At 66.7% G+C, this 15796-nt stretch carries 18 protein-coding genes; 13 read left to right on the forward strand and 5 right to left on the reverse strand.

From position 1 onward, the window contains the following. The first annotated feature begins 27 nt into the window (after positions 1-27). From nagZ to HNR60_RS13125, 9 genes are all read left to right on the forward strand, one after another. On the forward strand, positions 28-1053 hold the full coding sequence (gene nagZ, locus HNR60_RS13085) for a beta-N-acetylhexosaminidase (protein WP_184258242.1): 1026 nt from the start codon (positions 28-30) through the stop codon (positions 1051-1053). Then, positions 1050-1886, forward strand: coding sequence for a segregation and condensation protein A (locus HNR60_RS13090; RefSeq protein ID WP_184258152.1), 837 nt, complete (start codon positions 1050-1052; stop codon positions 1884-1886). The genes nagZ and HNR60_RS13090 overlap by 4 nt, the downstream gene beginning before the upstream one ends. Positions 1887-1906: 20 nt before the next feature. After that, on the forward strand, positions 1907-2677 hold the full coding sequence (gene scpB, locus HNR60_RS13095; RefSeq protein ID WP_184258154.1) for an SMC-Scp complex subunit ScpB: 771 nt from the start codon (positions 1907-1909) through the stop codon (positions 2675-2677). Positions 2678-2791: 114 nt separating this feature from the next. Beyond that, the gene (locus tag HNR60_RS13100; RefSeq protein ID WP_184258156.1) at positions 2792-3028 is read left to right on the forward strand and encodes a twin-arginine translocase TatA/TatE family subunit; all 237 of its coding nucleotides are present in this window, start codon (positions 2792-2794) and stop codon (positions 3026-3028) included. 135 nt (positions 3029-3163) lie between these two features. Next, complete coding sequence (gene tatB / locus HNR60_RS13105; protein WP_184258158.1) at positions 3164-3715, forward strand: Sec-independent protein translocase protein TatB; 552 nt, start codon at positions 3164-3166, stop codon at positions 3713-3715. Continuing rightward, positions 3712-4524, forward strand: a complete 813-nt coding sequence (gene tatC / locus HNR60_RS13110; protein ID WP_184258160.1) for a twin-arginine translocase subunit TatC — start codon at positions 3712-3714, stop codon at positions 4522-4524. Before tatB ends, tatC begins: the two co-directional genes overlap by 4 nt. A gap of 94 nt (positions 4525-4618) precedes the next feature. Then, on the forward strand, positions 4619-4918 hold the full coding sequence (locus HNR60_RS13115) for a hypothetical protein (RefSeq protein WP_011472964.1): 300 nt from the start codon (positions 4619-4621) through the stop codon (positions 4916-4918). A 347-nt stretch (positions 4919-5265) separates the two neighbouring features. Next, positions 5266-6666, forward strand: coding sequence for a serine--tRNA ligase (gene serS / locus HNR60_RS13120; protein ID WP_184258162.1), 1401 nt, complete (start codon positions 5266-5268; stop codon positions 6664-6666). 117 nt (positions 6667-6783) lie between these two features. Further along, positions 6784-7182 carry a hypothetical protein gene (locus HNR60_RS13125; protein ID WP_184258164.1) on the forward strand — a complete coding sequence of 133 codons (399 nt, stop codon included), beginning with the start codon at positions 6784-6786 and terminating at the stop codon, positions 7180-7182. A gap of 248 nt (positions 7183-7430) precedes the next feature. On the opposite strand, the gene HNR60_RS13130 is transcribed toward HNR60_RS13125, so the two are convergent. Next, entirely contained in the window at positions 7431-7940 is a 510-nt protein-coding gene (locus HNR60_RS13130; protein ID WP_184258166.1) for a hypothetical protein, read from the reverse strand. A gap of 189 nt (positions 7941-8129) precedes the next feature. Here HNR60_RS13130 and surE point away from each other — a divergent pair, with 189 nt between their 5' ends. Then, on the forward strand, positions 8130-8897 hold the full coding sequence (gene surE / locus HNR60_RS13135) for a 5'/3'-nucleotidase SurE (RefSeq protein ID WP_184258168.1): 768 nt from the start codon (positions 8130-8132) through the stop codon (positions 8895-8897). A gap of 283 nt (positions 8898-9180) precedes the next feature. On the opposite strand, the gene HNR60_RS13140 is transcribed toward surE, so the two are convergent. Then, positions 9181-9555 (reverse strand): response regulator, encoded by a 375-nt coding sequence (locus HNR60_RS13140; RefSeq protein WP_184258170.1) that lies wholly within the window; start codon positions 9553-9555, stop codon positions 9181-9183. A 213-nt stretch (positions 9556-9768) separates the two neighbouring features. Here HNR60_RS13140 and HNR60_RS13145 point away from each other — a divergent pair, with 213 nt between their 5' ends. Next, positions 9769-10422 (forward strand): protein-L-isoaspartate(D-aspartate) O-methyltransferase, encoded by a 654-nt coding sequence (locus HNR60_RS13145; RefSeq protein WP_184258172.1) that lies wholly within the window; start codon positions 9769-9771, stop codon positions 10420-10422. A 136-nt stretch (positions 10423-10558) separates the two neighbouring features. Then, positions 10559-11977 carry a peptidoglycan DD-metalloendopeptidase family protein gene (locus HNR60_RS13150; protein ID WP_184258174.1) on the forward strand — a complete coding sequence of 473 codons (1419 nt, stop codon included), beginning with the start codon at positions 10559-10561 and terminating at the stop codon, positions 11975-11977. Positions 11978-12245: 268 nt separating this feature from the next. Here the strand turns inward: HNR60_RS13150 and HNR60_RS13155 are convergent, their stop codons facing one another. Beyond that, positions 12246-12632 carry a YkvA family protein gene (locus tag HNR60_RS13155; RefSeq protein WP_184258244.1) on the reverse strand — a complete coding sequence of 129 codons (387 nt, stop codon included), beginning with the start codon at positions 12630-12632 and terminating at the stop codon, positions 12246-12248. 77 nt (positions 12633-12709) lie between these two features. Next, positions 12710-13081 carry a 4a-hydroxytetrahydrobiopterin dehydratase gene (locus HNR60_RS13160; protein WP_283810644.1) on the reverse strand — a complete coding sequence of 124 codons (372 nt, stop codon included), beginning with the start codon at positions 13079-13081 and terminating at the stop codon, positions 12710-12712. 101 nt (positions 13082-13182) lie between these two features. Between HNR60_RS13160 and HNR60_RS13165 the strand changes: the two genes are divergently transcribed. After that, complete coding sequence (locus HNR60_RS13165; protein WP_184258178.1) at positions 13183-14646, forward strand: TAXI family TRAP transporter solute-binding subunit; 1464 nt, start codon at positions 13183-13185, stop codon at positions 14644-14646. A 165-nt stretch (positions 14647-14811) separates the two neighbouring features. Here HNR60_RS13165 and HNR60_RS13170 read toward each other — a convergent pair whose 3' ends face one another. After that, positions 14812-15693 (reverse strand): protein-L-isoaspartate O-methyltransferase family protein, encoded by an 882-nt coding sequence (locus tag HNR60_RS13170; RefSeq protein WP_184258180.1) that lies wholly within the window; start codon positions 15691-15693, stop codon positions 14812-14814. Between the last annotated feature and the right edge of the window lie 103 nt (positions 15694-15796).

The following is a 15796-nucleotide window of genomic DNA, read 5'->3' on the forward strand; positions in this document are numbered from 1 at the left end:
AGCGCCACGCGGGCTAATCGGCCCATGATGAACAGGCGCGCATTTATTATCGGTGTGTCCGGCACCGTTTTGACCGCCGAGGAACGCGCGTTCATTCGCTCGACCCGGCCGTGGGGTTTTATCCTCTTCAAGCGCAATATCGATACGCCTCAACAAGTCTCAAAACTTGTTGAGGATTTTCGTGCGGAGGCGGAGTTTCCCGAGGCCCCGGTGCTGATCGACCAGGAGGGCGGACGGGTGCAGCGGCTGGGCCCGCCGCACTGGCCGGCGTATCCGCCCGGCGCGATCTTCTCCACCCTCTATGACATTGATTCGCAGCTCGGCCTGACCGCGGCGCAGCTCAGCGCGCGGCTGATCGCGGCTGATCTGATCGACCTCGGCATCACCGTGGACTGCCTGCCGCTGGCCGACGTGCCGGTCGAAGGCGCGGACGCGGTGATCGGCAATCGCGCCTACGGCACCGAACCCGGCAAGGTCGCGGCGATCGCCCGCGCGGTCACGCAAGGGCTGCAGCAGGGCGGCGTGCTGCCGGTCTTGAAGCACATTCCCGGCCATGGCCGCGCCACTGCCGACACCCATCACGCGCTGCCGGTGGTCGACACCCCGCTCGCCGAACTGCAGCGCACCGACTTCGCGGCGTTTCAACCGCTGGCAGACCTGCCGATGGCGATGACCGCACATGTTGTGTTCAGCGACCTCGATGCCGCCCAACCCGCGACCACTTCTGCGACAATCATCGAACGGGTGATTCGCGGGACGATCGGGTTCCAGGGGCTATTGATGAGCGACGACGTCTCGATGAACGCATTGGCCGGAACGATCGCGGAGCGCAGCCGCGCCATCGTCGCGGCCGGCTGCGATATGCTGCTGCACTGCAACGGCAAGCTCGACGAGATGCAGGCGGTGGCCGCCGAAGCGCCGCTCCTTGCCGGCGAGGCCAAGGCGCGCGCCGAGCGCGCGCTGGCGTCGCGCCATGAGCCGCAGCCGTTCGACCGGACCCTGGCACGCAATGAACTCGACGCCCTGATCGGCCGAGCTGGAGTGGGCGCATGAGCGCGGAGATTTTGTCGTTCGAAACCGGCCGCCCGGCCGCCGAACTGGTGCCGGCCGACGACGAACCGGCGCTGCTGGTCGACGTCGAGGGCTACGAAGGCCCGCTCGACTTGTTGCTGGCGTTGGCGCGGCAGCAGAAGGTCGACCTGCACAAGATCTCGATCCTGGCGCTGGCCGATCAGTATCTGATCTTCATCGAAGCCGCGCGAAAAATCCGGCTCGAGCTCGCCGCCGACTATCTGGTGATGGCGGCGTGGCTGGCGTTTCTGAAATCGCGGCTGCTGCTGCCGGAGCCGCCGACGCCCGACGGTCCGAGCGCCGAGGACATGGCGACCGCGCTCGCCAACCGGCTGCGCCGGCTGGAAGCGATCCGCGAGGCCTCGAACCGGCTGATGACCCGGCCGCAGCTGCAGCGCGACATCTTTCCGCGCGGGCTGCCGGAGGGCATCGCCGAGATCAAGCATCCGCGCTTCACCGCGACGCTGTACGATTTGCTGTCGGCCTATGCGGCACAGCGCCAGCAGAGCGTGATCGCCAAGGTGCATCTGGCGCGCCGCACGGTGTGGTCCTTGGCCGAGGCGAGGGCGTCCTTGGAGCGCCTCGTCGGCATCGCCGACGAATGGGCCAAGCTCGATGATTACCTGATCGAATACGTCATCGATCCCTCGCAAAAGGCCACCGTGTTCGCCTCCAGCTTCGCCGCGGCGCTGGAATTGGTGCGCGAAGGCAAACTCGAACTGCATCAGTCGGAGGCGTTCGCGCCGTTGTATTTTCGTAAGCGGCTGCCGCGTCCAGCGGATGCGGTGCCCGCGCCGGACGTTCCGGCTGAGTAGTGGAAGAAGGAGATCAAGCCATGGCCAGTCTGGCGGAAATGCGTGTGATCGAAGCCGAGGACGTCGCTGAGGACGTCGCCGCGGAAGTCTTCGGACCGGCCCGCGAGGAGGTTTCCGAAACGCCGCAGTCGCGGCCGGAAGAATTGCGGCTGCTGGAAGCGCTGCTGTTTGCCTCGGCCGAGCCTTTGGATACGGCGGCGCTCGCCAAGCGGATGCCGGAGGGCGTCGACGTCAAGGCGGCGCTGTTGCAGTTGCAGGCGGATTACGCGCATCGCGGCGTCAATCTGGTGCGGGTCGCCAACAAGTGGACGTTCCGCACCGCCGGCGATCTGGCCTGGCTGATGACCCGCGAGAGCACCGAGACGCGGCGGCTGTCGCGCGCGGCGATCGAGATGCTGGCGATCATCGCCTATCACCAGCCGGTGACGCGTGCCGAGATCGAGGACATCCGCGGCGTCGTCACCTCGAAGGGCACGTTGGACGTGCTTTTGGAAACCGGCTGGGTGAAGCCGCGCGGTCGCCGCAAGACCCCGGGCCGGCCGTTGACCTTCGGCACCACCGAGGCGTTCCTGTCGCAGTTCAGCCTGGAATCGCTCGGCGATCTGCCCGGCCTCGAGGAACTGAAGGGCACCGGGCTGTTGGATTCGCGGCTGCCGTCGGGCTTCAGCGTGCCAATGCCGTCGGATGATCCGGCGTTGCGCGACGATGAGGATCCGCTCGAGGTCGGCGATCTGGAACTGGCGCTGGCGCCGGTCGCCGATCCCGAAGAGGGCAACGGCAACGCCGATTGACGCGCGTCGGCGGCGCGCAATACACGGCTTAAGTTCTTGTTTTTGACACCTCCTGCGCCTAGCTTCCAAAGTAGATGAGGCTGGTGCGCCGGCCGTGTGTTCGGAGGAATCAGGATGGGCTCACTCAGCATTTGGCACTGGATCGTCGTCATCGGCGTGGTCTTGCTGCTGTTCGGTCGCGGCAAGATCTCCGACCTGATGGGCGACGTCGCCCAGGGCATCAAGTCCTTCAAGAAGGGCTTGCAGGACGATGAAAAGACGGCCGAAAAGCCCGAACCCGTGAAGTCGATCGACCACACCGCGCCGCCCAGCCCGGCGCCGCGCAGCGACGTCGGCAGCAAGGTCGTTTGAGGCCGCAAAACTTGCGGCAAAGCTGTGGCGCGCCGGGGGCGGCCTGCCACAGCGTTTCCGGTAGGATTTTTCCGAGCAGGGGGAGACGTGGGGCGGCTGACTTCGGGCCAATTCCTCGCGTGAGCGGAAGCTTTCATGTTCGACATCGGCTGGAGTGAACTGCTTGTGATCGGCGTCGTCGCGCTGATCGCGATTGGCCCGAAGGAATTGCCCGGCGTGCTGCGCATGGTCGGGCAGTGGATGGGCAAGGCGCGCAAGATGGCCGCCGAGTTCCAGGGCCAGTTCAACGAGGCGATGCGCGAAGCCGAAATGGCCGACCTCAAGAAGAGCTTCGACGACATCAAGGCCACCGCCACCACCTTCAGCCGCGACAACATCATGACCTCGCTGCAGAAGGACATCGATGCGGCGATGACGATCGACAAGATCGAGCACGTCGACACCCCGCCGATGGAGCCGACCACGCCGGAGCCGCCGACCGCGGAGACGCTGCTCGAAGCCGAGACTCACGCAGCGACCACCGGCGAAGCGCCGATCGTTGTGCCGACGCCGGATGCCCAGGCCGGCGAGCCGTTGGCGATCACCCAGGAAATTCATCCGGCGATCACCCAGGAAGTTCACCCGGCGCTGGCGCCGCCTGCGCCCGACGTTGTCGCCGAGCCGATCAAGGACGCTAAAGCCTCATGAGCGCCGAGGACATCGAGGCCAGCAAAGCGCCGCTGATGGATCATCTGATCGAGCTGCGCTCGCGGCTGATCAAGGCGCTGCTGGCGTTCGGCATCGCCTTCATCTTCTGTTTCTTCTTCGCCAAGCAGATCTACAATGTGCTGGTGTGGCCGTTCGTCTGGATCGCCGGTCCGGAGAACTCCAAGTTCATCTACACCGCGCTGCTGGAATATTTCCTGACCCAGCTGAAGCTCGCGATGTTCGGCGCCGGCTTCATCTCGTTCCCGATCATCGCAGCCCAAATCTACATGTTCGTGGCGCCGGGCCTCTACAAGCACGAGCGCGGCGCGTTCCTGCCGTATCTGATCGCGACGCCGTTCTTCTTCGCGCTGGGCTCGCTGCTGGTGTATTTCGTGGTGCTGCCGATGCTGGTGCGGTTCTCGCTCGGCATGCAGCAGATGGGCGGTGCCGAGACCGCGCAGATCCAGCTGTTGCCCAAGGTCGGCGAATATCTGTCGCTGATGATGTCGCTGATCTTCGCCTTTGGCCTGGCGTTCCAGCTGCCGGTGATCCTGACGCTGCTCGGCCGCATCGGCATCATCACCGCGAAGCAGCTGCGCGAGAAGCGGCGCTATTTCATCGTCGTGGCGTTCGTCATCGCCGCGGTGCTGACGCCGCCGGACGTGATCAGCCAGGCCTCGCTGGCGATCCCGCTGTTGCTGTTATACGAGGGCTCGATCATCGCCGTGCAGGTGGTGGAGAAGAAAGCCGCCAAGACCGCCGCCGATGCCGCGGCCTCGCCGCCGCCGGACGTCACGCTGGCGGAGTAGGGCGTTCACGGCTCCGGCTTTGCCGCGATGATCTTGCTGTAGACCCCGGATTCCATCTATCCTGGGTTGCAGTTTCTGGCGTCGGGGCATCGCGGTGGCGTTCGCATTTGATACGTTGGGTTACGCCAAGCGTCTTCGGAATGCGGGCGTGTCGAACGAACAGGCCGAGGCCCATGCCGAGGCGGCGCGCGAGTTCATCATGACCGAGCTTGTCACCAAACCCGATTTGCAGGCCGTCAGATCCGATCTGCTGCTGGTGAAATCGGAATTGCAGGCGGCCATCGACACCCAGACCTTGCGGCTGACCGTGCGTCTGGGCGGCATCGTCGCTGTCGGCGTCGGAGTCCTTGCCGCGGCGATCGCCGTGCTGGCGCTGGTGCTGCGCCAGCATTGATTCCGGTCGCTGCTGTGATCGGTTATCTCGCAGCGTCTCCTGAAGCGCCCCACATTCCGCCGTCATCCTGAGGAACCCGGCGTAGCGCGCAGCGCGAAGCCGGGTGTCTCGAAGGATGGGCTGCGCGGTCGGAGCCCGCCGCGCGTCTCGCGGCCGCATCCTTCGAGGCCCTCGCTGCGCTCGGGCGCCTCAGGATGACGACTCTGTAGAGGATGCGGCTTCCGGATGACGCGCGCGAAACCAGCGCAGTCCGCTTTGATGTTCCAAAAGCCGCGCATTCGGGGTACTGAGCCGGCGTTGACAGTCCGCGTTGAGGTGGATTGTCAAAGCCAGCCAGGACCCGACCCATGCACGACATCAAAGCGATCCGCGATAATCAGCAGGCCTTCGACGACGCCTATACCAGGCGCGGGCTGGAGCCGATCGCGCAATCGCTGATCGAGAAAGACGACGCGCGGCGCAAGGCGATCCTGGCCTCCGAGCAGGCGCAGGCGCGGCGCAACGCCGCGTCGAAAGAAATCGGCGACGCCAAGAAGGCCAAGGATAATGCGCGGGCCGAGGCGCTGATGGCCGAGGTCGCCGAACTGAAAACCACCATGCCGGCGCTCGACGCCGCGGTGAAGGACGCCGACGCGGCGTTGAAAAAGGCGCTGTCGGAGATCCCCAACCTGCCGCTCGCCGACGTGCCGGAAGGCGCCGATGAGCACGGCAATCTGGTGCGTAGTCATTTCGGGGTGAAGCGTAGTTACGCGTTCACGCCGAAGCCGCATTACGAGCTCGGCGAAGCGTTGAAGCAGATGGATTTTGAGGCAGCGGCCAAGCTCAGCGGCGCGCGCTTCGTGGTGCTGAAGAAGGGACTCGCAAGGCTCGAGCGCGCGATCGGGCAGTTCTTCCTCGACGTCCACACGGAAGAACACGGCTACACCGAAGTGAACCCGCCGCTGCTCGTCAAAGACGACGCGATGTTCGGGACGGCGCAGTTGCCGAAGTTTGAAGAGGACCAGTTTACTACGCATCGAGGGGAAGCGGTTAAGATTCACGCGCAGGCGATAGTGTATCAACACGAGAACGATCTATCGATGAAGACCGGGCAAGCGCTCGACACGTTTGCTTACGATCTGGCGTCTTTGGATCGTCTCTGGCTCATCCCCACCGCCGAAGTCCCTCTCACAAATCTCGTCCGCGAATCCATCCTCGACGAAAAGGAACTGCCGCTGCGGATGACCGCGCTGACGCAGTGTTTTCGCGCTGAGGCCGGTGCCGCCGGGCGCGATACCCGCGGCATGATCCGGCAGCATCAGTTCACCAAGGTCGAGCTGGTCTCGGTGACGACGCCGGAGCAGTCGAAGGACGAGCACGAGCGGATGCTGGCCTGCGCCGAGGAGGTGCTGCGCCGGCTCGAGCTGCATTACCGGGTGATGACGCTGTGCACCGGCGACATGGGTTTTGCCTCGCAGAAGACCTACGACATCGAAGTCTGGATGCCGGGGCAGGGCGAGGGCGGGGCGTATCGCGAGATTTCGTCGTGCTCGGTCTGCGGCGATTTCCAGGCCCGGCGGATGGACGCGCGCTCGCGCGGTCCCGACGGCAAGCCGCGCTTCGTGCATACGCTGAACGGCTCCGGTACGGCGGTCGGCCGCGCGCTGATCGCGGTGATCGAGAACTATCAGCAGGAGGACGGCTCGATCGCGGTGCCGACCGTGCTGCAGCCTTACATGGGCGGCATCAAAGTGATCAGCAACGGCTGATGCAGTCTGAAAGACGGATCGACGCATCGGCGCGCCGATCCTAATCTCGCAGCGACGAGTCTCGCCGGTGTCGGGCGATCCGCGGCGAGCTTGAAACGGATAGCTGGGGAGACCACCATGCGCATACCGCTCGTGATCGTGATGATGGCTGCGGCACTGAGCTTTGCCGGCTGCAGCGACAAGCCGGGCGATCCTGCCGCCAAGGCCGAGGCCGGCGCGGCCGGTGCCGTCGGTCCTGCCGGACCGGCCGGCAAGGATGGCGCGCCGGGTCCCGCGGGGCCTGCCGGTCCGGCGGGTCCGGCCGGCACCAGCGTGCGCAGCATGACCTCGACGTCCTGCGCCTCCGACGGTTGCCCGACCTCGTGCCAGGCCGATGAGGCGTTGGTCTCGGCGATCTGCGTCGGCGGCGGCGGCGCCCGGCTCAGCGACAACATGTCGATCGCCGCCGACGGCGTGCTGACCGCGAAATGCGGCCCGACCGCCTCGACGCTGATCCTGACCTGCGCGAAGAAGTAGTCGCGCGCTATCGCTGAGCAAGAGTCATTCCGGGGCGCGAGCAGCGCAAGCTGCAAGCGAACCCGGAATCTTGCTGCAGGGGCAGGCTTGTGCGCGCCGCGAGATTCCGGGTTCGCTCGGCCTTTCGGCCTCGCGCCCCGGAATGACGATCGTAGTGGTGACACGCGCTCCTCAAAACGCGCCGTCATTCCGGATTGCGAGTTGAGCGGGCTGCGCAACATTGATCTCACGCCACGCCGATCGTTCACTCACGCCCGGCTGGCGCCGAGCAGGCTGCATTTGCCGTAGGTGGCGTTGAGGTTGACGTGGCCGACCAGGGTGTCGGTGAAGGTCTTGCGGCGCCGGACGGTGTCGGGCAGCACGCGGCGGCGTTCGGTGCGGTAGCTGCCGTCGTCGCTGCGGAACGCGCAGCGGATTTCCAGATCCTTGATCGGGAAGCGGTTGCGGTTGTGCACCGTGAAGGTCGCCAGCGCCTGCGAGCCCATGCCGCCGCGCTTCCAGGATTGCCGCACCAGGCTGATCCGCCCCAACGGCGCCGTAGCGGCCGGCAGCATCGCCCGCGCGTCGCGGGGATTGCGGGGTGCGGCGGCGGGCGGCGGGGTTTGCGGATTGGAGGCATCGTCCTCGGCGGCCGCGGGCGCTGCCTCGGCAAGACTGACCGGCTCGCGCGGGCTTTGCTGCGACGACAGCCCATAGACGCCGAGCCCCGACAGCAGCAGCACCGAACCGATCGCCAAAGCCGTTCGCGTCATCGCCATGGTGGCCACCCGGCAGCACGCCGTCGCCTCGGACGGCTTTGCAGAAAACGAGATCTGCGGGCGAATGTTCCGCGGCCGCGCGCAGCACGGCGCTGCGGGGCCAAAAAACGGTTGGTAAAACCGCCGCAGGCTGGCAAAAGTTCGCATCCTCATCCAACCCGTTCCGGCAGTGACAAAGGCTTTCAGCGCATGCGGATTCTGTGCACCAATGACGACGGCATCCACGCGCCGGGGCTGAAGATCGTCGAACAGATCGCGCGGCAATTGTCCGACGACGTCTGGGTGGTGGCGCCGGAGCTCGATCAATCCGGGGTGTCGCATTCGCTGTCGCTGAACGATCCGCTTCGCTTGCGCGAAATCGGCCCGCGGCATTTCGCGGTGCGCGGCACGCCGACCGACTGCGTGATCATGGGGGCGCGGCACATTCTCGGCGACAAGGGCCCCGACCTGGTGCTGTCCGGCGTCAACAAGGGCCGCAACGTCGCCGAAGACGTGGTCTATTCCGGCACCATCGCGGGCGCGCTGGAAGGCAGCATTCTGGGCTTTCCGTCGTTCGCGCTGTCGCAGGAATTCTCGATGGACAACAAGGGCACGCCGCTGTGGGACACCGCGCTGGCGCATGGCCCTGCGATCCTGCGCAAGATCATCGCGCAGGGCGTGCCGAAGAACACCGTGGTCAACATCAACTTCCCGGCCTGCGCGCCGGACGATGTGGTGGGCGTCCGGGTGACCCGGCAGGGCAAGCGCAACCAGGGTTTCCTGCGGGTCGACGAGCGCCGCGACGGCCGCGGCAATCCGTATTTCTGGATCGGCTTCGAGCGCATCGCGGTGGTCGACACGCCCGCCGAGGGCACCGATCTCGCGGCACTCGCCGCGCGCTTCGTCTCGGTGACGCCGCTGCGGCTCGACCGCACCGACGAGGTGTTCTCGCAGGTGCTGAATACCACGCTGGGGTAGGGCGGACGAGCGAGCGCTGCGGTCGCAGCCGCATCCTTCGAGGCTCGCGCGAAGTGCGCGAGCGCCTCAGGATGACGACTCGGTGCAGGATGAACCCAGGGCTTTCGACGCTGGCGCCGTCATCCTGAGGAACCCGGCGAAGCGCGCAGCGCGAAGCCGGGTGTCTCGAAGGATGGCCGCGGGCATGGCGGACTCGCAGCCGCGTCCTTCGAGGCCCTCGCTACGCTCGGGCGCCTCAGGATGACGACTCGGTGCAGGATGACCGGAAGCGACAGCGGCGCGGCTAGACCGTCGCGCCCTTCAGCGTGCTGGCCAACAATTCCGCCAGCGTTTCGAGTTGGAACGGCTTCTGCAGCGCCGGGCGGTCGCGGTAGTCTTCCGGCACGCCCTGGGCGCCGTAGCCGGTGGCGAAGATGAACGGGCAGTTGCGCGCCTTCAACAGGTCGGCGACCGGCGAAATCACCTTGCCGTTGACGTTGACGTCGAGAATCGCGATGTCGAACTCGGTGGAGCCGGCAAGCCGGATCGCCTCGTTGATCTCGCCGGCCTCGGCGACGACGCGATAGCCCAGTTCCTCAAGCATATCGGCGACCATCATTCGGATCATCGCCTCATCCTCGACCAGGAACACGGAGCCGGCCGGAGTCGTCGTCGTCATAATGAATTTCCTTAGCCAAGCTGCCCAGCCTGCGCTGAGTTCAATGGCGGAGCCGATCAGATTGGAACACCGACCAAGGTCGCAAATAAGGCTCTGGTACGCAATGTCAACTTTCTTCTGGACGGAGCCTTACCGAGAGTTTGTGCGGGGCCCGCGAAAACCCTGCTAAGTTCCGGCCGCGGAACAGATGTGCCCCGCCAACGAGAGCCCGCCATGCCGCCGATCGGACCACCGCCGCCCGAGAAGATGATGTTCCAGCTCAGCCTGCGCCGCCGCGGCATCAGCGACCAGACGGTGCTGCGGGCGATGGACGAGGTGCCGCGCGACGTCTTCGTCGAACCCGAGCAGCGCGCCGAGGCTTGGCGCGACACCGCGCTGCCGATCGCCTGCGGCCAGACCATCAGCCAGCCCTTCGTGGTGGCCTATATGACCGAACAGCTGCAGCTGCGCCCCGACCACCGGGTGCTGGAGATCGGCACCGGGTCGGGCTATCAGGCGGCGATCCTGGCGCGATTGAGCCGCTCGGTGCTGACGCTGGAGCGCTTCAAGACCCTGGCCGACCGCGCCCGCGCCCGGCTCGAGGCGCTGCACTGCGACAACGTCGAGGTGCGGATCGGCGACGGCTTCGCGGTGCCGGCCGACGCCGGGCTGTTCGATCGCATCATCGTCACTGCGGCGATGCAGGACGTGCCGGAGGCGCTGCTCGCCCGGCTCGATCTCGACGGCGTGCTGATCGCGCCGGTCGGACCGCACGACGCCACCCAGACCCTGGTACGGATCCGCAAGACCAAGACCGCAATCGAGCGCAAGGAGCTGGTCGCGGTGCGCTTCGTGCCGGCGCTGCCGGGGCTCGCGCGCGAGCTGTAGCGCTCCGCAAGATCTCCCCGTTGTTTAACGGTTGCAGCGCCGCGGCGATGTTTTCGCCGGCACGGTTAAACGCTTGGTAACTGAACGGGTGGTTTACTCAAAAGGTAAAGTTCTGTTGCGTAAAGAGTGAGTAACCATGTCCCGCGTCCTCGAGTTGCTTTGCTCGCGTCGCGCTCCGCAGGTCGCGGCGCTGGCGTTGATGTCCGTCGGTTTCAGTGGCTGCAGCGCGGACATGCAGACGCGTCTGTCGCAAGATCCGTTCGCGCGGGAGGCCACCGGCGCGGTGCCGCAGCAGGCGCCGCGGGAATTGCCGCAATATTCCCGGCCGCAATACCAACAGCAACAGCCGCAATATCAGTCGCAGCCGCTGCCGCCGCCGATTGCGGCGCCGCAGTCCTATCCCAGCGCCGCCGCGCCGCAGGCCTATCCGAGCGCTCAGCCGCGCGGCTATCCCAGCGCCAATGCCGGGGTGTCCGGGGGCGGGCGGGGCGTCGCCTCCTACGCGCCGCCGAGCGCCGCCGCCGAGATCACCGGCTCCACCGCGCCGCGTTCGGTCGCCGCCAAGCCGGCGGCGCGCGGCACCACCATCATCGTCGGCACCAGCGACTCGCTTGAGACGCTGGCGCGGCGTTACAACGTCTCCACCGCCGAGATCCTGCAGGCCAACGGCTACAGGGGTCCGCGCGCGCTGTCGCCCGGCCAGTCTCTGATCATTCCGACCCGCGCCGCCGCCGCGCTGGCGCCGCCCGCCGCCGCCCCCGCGATGACCGCGCCCGCCACCCGTCCGGCGATGGTCGCCGCCGCCGCGCCGGCGAGCGTCCACGTCGTCAATCCGGGCGACAGCCTGATGAGCATCGCGCGGCGCAACCGCGTGCCGGTCGCCGAATTGGCGCGCGCCAACGGTCTGGCGCCGAACGCGCCGTTGAAGATCGGCACCAAACTCACCGTGCCGAGCGGGCGCAGCGCCGAAGCCGCGACCACGCCGGCCCCGGCCGCGGCGCCCGTTGCGGTCGCTGCCGCGCCGGCTCCGGCACCTGCGGCGGCACCGATCAAGATGGCGGCGGCCCTGCCGGCCGAGCCCGCGCAAAAAGTGCGGCTCGCCAGTGCCACCACGACGCCGGCCGAAACCGCGGCGCCGGAAGCCCCGGTGAAAGCCGCGGAAGCCACCGGCGCGCTGCCGACCTTCCGCTGGCCGGTGCGCGGCCGGGTGATCACCAGCTACGGCGCCAAGACCAACGGCAAGCAGAACGACGGCATCAACGTCGCGGTGCCCGAGGGCACCCCGATCAAGGCCGCCGAGGACGGCGTGGTGGCGTATTCCGGCAGCGAGCTGAAGGGTTACGGCAACCTGGTGCTGGTGCGGCATTCCAACGGCTACGTCACCGCCTATGCGCATGCCAGCGAACTGATGGTGAAGCGCGGCGAAACCATCAAGCGCGGCCAGACCATCGCCAAGTCCGGCCAGTCCGGCGAAGTCGCATCGCCGCAGCTGCATTTCGAGATCCGCAAGGGCTCGTCGCCGGTCGATCCGCTGCAGTTCCTCAACGGCGCGTGATCGCGCCTCAGCATGTGATGACGCATCATCACATGCTGGCCTAAAGCGCGTTCCATGGTGTCGCGCGTGCCACATACCGAGGCTGTCATTCCGGGGCGCGAGGCCGCAGGCCGAGCGAACCCGGAATCCAGTACTCACCGCCCTGGACTACTGGATTCCGGGTTCGCTCGCAGCTAAAGCTGCTCGTGCCCCGGAATGACGGCGTTTATGGGCTGGGCTGAACTAACAACCAGACTCTCGCCTCGTCATCTAACTCCCTCGTCGCCCTCTATTCGACAGGATCCTCGCCGTGATCGAGGCCGCGCGCCATCGCGGCGCGGGCGGCGGCGCGGTGCTCGGGCGTGATGTGGCTCGCCACCATGCGGATCGCGGTCGCCAGAATCGCCGCGTCGTCGGTGAAGCCGAGCAGGGGAAGCATGTCGGGCACGAAATCGAACGGCAGCACGAAATAGGCGATGGCGCCGAGCAGCGTCGCCTGGACGTGCCGCGGCGTCTGGCGGTCGAACGCGCAGTAATACGCCGCCAGCAGCTCCTCGGCGAACGGCAGCTTGACCGCCAGACGCTTCAGCTTGTGCCAGAACCGCCGGCGCACGCCGTCGGGATCCCGCGCCAGCCGGTCCGCCGGCTCATAGCCCACGCTGTGCTCTGAACTCATCATTCCACCTCAAGCCGCCAGCCGCGGCCCTGTTCCACCTGGCTCCCTGGATGTAGGGAGCGCGCCGCCGGATTGCATCAGCGCGGCGACAATTGTGCGGCGATGGCGTTCATTGCGCGGGCGAGATCGATGTCGCGCGCGGTGACGCCGCCGGAATCGTGGGTGGTCAGCACCACCTCGACGGTCTTGTAGACGTTGCGCCATTCCGGGTGATGGTCGTGCTTCTCGGCGATCAGCGCGACCCGCGCCATGAAGCCGAAGGCCTCGTTGAAATCCTTGAACACGAAGCTGCGGGCGAGGGCGTCGCGGCCTTCGACCGCGCTCCAGCCGGGCAGCTCGCGCAGCGCCGCGTGGCGTTCCTCGTCCGATAGCCGTTCCACCATGGTCGCCTCCCTGTCACAGCATCTTGACCCCGAACCGCCGCGGCGCGTGGCCGATCCGTGCCACAATAACGCGGCAAAGCCGGCTCACTGGTCACAGTAACCATGTGCAGCTCACCCGTCCAAGCGCGCAAGGAATTCGCTACGATCTTGATTTAATCGGGAGCACAATGGGTTCCAGCCTCGAACGATTGTTTTCCAGACAGATCGTGGATGGCCCTGACTTGGTGGGACCCACGGTGCAACAGGTTTCGCGTTCCCGACGGCAAAAAGCGGCTTTCGTGGTGTTGGCGGCGATCCTCGCGGTGGTCGGCGCCAGCGCCGGGGCCTATTACTTCGCGATGCGGCCGGAGACGCTGCGGATCGCGGTCGGCCCGCAGAATTCCGACGACGTCCGGGTGGTGCAGGCGCTGACCCAGGCGTTCACGCGCGACCACAATTCGGTGCGGCTGCGCCCGGTCTTGACCGACGGCGCGCTCGGCAGCGCCAGCGCGCTGGCCGAAGGCAAGGCCGATCTGGCGGTGATCCGCGGCGACCTCGAAGTGCCGAAAAACGCCCAGGCGGTCGCGGTGCTGCGCAAGAACGTCGCCGTGTTGTGGGTGCCGACCAGGCCGAAATCCGAGGCCAAGGCCAAGAAGAAGGCCGCGGTCAAGATCACCGCGATCGGGCAGCTCGCAGGCAAGCGGATCGGCATCATCGGCCGCACCCAGGCCAATGTGAACCTGTTGAAAGTGGTGCTGCAGCAATACGGCGTCGACCCCGCCAAGGTCGACATCGTGCAGTTCTCCACCGGCGAGGTCGCCGAGGCGATCAAGGACCAGAAGGTCGACGCCTTCCTCGCCGCCGGCCCGGTCAACAGCAAGATCACCGCCGACGCCATCGCCGCCTCGACCAAGGAAGGCGGCATGCCGACGTTCCTGGCGATCGATTCCGCCGAGGCGATCGCGCAGAACCATCCGATGTACGAGGCCTCGGAGATTCCGGCCGGGGTGTTCGGCGGCGCGCCGGCGCGGCCCGAGGACGAGGTCAAGACCATCAGCTTTTCGCACCACATCGTGGCGCGGAAGGATCTGCCGGAGCCCACCGTCTCGGCGTTCACGCGGCAATTGTTCGCGATCCGCCAGACCGTGATGAACGAATTCCCGCTGGCGGCGAAGATCGAGACTCCGGACACCGACAAGGACGCCGCGATCCCGGTGCATCCGGGGGCTGCGGCCTATGTCGACGGCGAGGAAAAGACCTTCCTCGACCGCTACAGCGATTACATCTGGTGGTCGCTGATGGGCGCCTCGGCGCTGGGCTCGATCGGCGCCTGGTTCGCCGGCTATCTGCGCAAGGACGAGCGCACCAACAACTCCTGGCTGCGCGAGCGGCTGCTCGACATGATCGCGACGGCCAGGCGCAGCGATTCGACCGACGAACTCGACGCCATGCAGGTGGAGGCCGACAACATCCTGCGCGATACCCTGACCTGCTTCGAGAACGGCGCGATCGAGGAGGGCACGCTGACGGCGTTCAACATCGCGCTGGAGCAGTTCCACAACGCGGTCGCCGACCGCAAGGCGCTGCTGGCCTTGGCGCCGCAAATCCCGCCGCGCGCCAATGTGCAGCTGCTGGCCGGCAGCGGGTCGTAGACATTGTCGGTCATTCCGGGGCGCGCGCAGCGAAGCTGCAAGCGAACCCGGAATCTCGCAACATGTGGCGGATGCTTGGACGCGCGGCAAGATTCCGGGTTGGCTCGGTCTTCGACCTCGCGCCCCGGAATGACGGCGTGATCGTCGGTCAGCTGGATTCAATCGTCACGAAAAGTCTGCGGCAAGCTCGGTCGCGGAGAACCAGACCTCGTCGTAGATCGCCACCGCGTCGGCATCGGGCGCGCGCTCGCGGACGAGCCAGAGCGATCGCGCCGCCGCAGCCTCGCTGTGGCTCGGCGGCCTGCGGCAGATCGCGAGATCCGAGGCGCCGACGCAGGGGATGAACCAGGACTGCCCGATCGGCTGCACAGTAAAGCCGGCCGCAACGCGGCGGATCAGCAAAGTCAGCGCGATGTCGTCGGCCGGGCGCCACGGCAGGATGATCCGGCCCTGCGGGTTCAAGGCTTGCAGCCAGGCCGCCGGCGGCGCCACCACCCCGGCATTGACGTAGATCACATCGGAGCGCGGCAACGGCAGCCGGGTGGCGTCGCCGCTGACCACGGCGGCGTTCTTGAACGGCGCGAGATTGCGCCGCGCGGTGTCGGCGAGCACGTCGTCGATCTCGAACGCGGTCACCGTACCGCCGGGCGCGACCAGCGCCGCCAGCATCGCGGTGTAATAGCCGGTGCCGGCGCCGATCTGGCACACCGTCTCGCCGGGCTGCGGCGCCACCGCGCCGATCCAGCGCGCGTGCAGGAACGGCTCGCCATTGTTGATCCGCCGCGTCGGATCGTGCGCCACCACGACGTTCTGACAGAGATAGGCGGGGTCGTCGCTGGGCGTTGCGACGTATTTGTCGCGCGTGACCTGGATCTGCCAGGGGCCGGGCGACAGGAACGCCTCGCGCTTAACCGATGCAAAAGCCCGCTCGAACCGCGGATCGTCGGATTCGGCGGTCGCCGCCATCAACCTGGCAAAAAAGCCGCGGATCTCGTCGAGCCGAGCCGCCGCCGCCACCGCGCCCGATCGCTGCGTCGCCTTGCTCATCCTGTCAGCCGCTCCCTGCCAGCCCGAAAAGTCGGGAACCGGCCGTTGCCGACGGCCGATCGGCGATTCTACCCGAAATTTGCGACAACCTTTGGGTTGCGAA

Source organism: Rhodopseudomonas rhenobacensis, from assembly GCF_014203125.1.
Classification (GTDB): Bacteria; Pseudomonadota; Alphaproteobacteria; order Rhizobiales; family Xanthobacteraceae; genus Rhodopseudomonas_A; species Rhodopseudomonas_A rhenobacensis.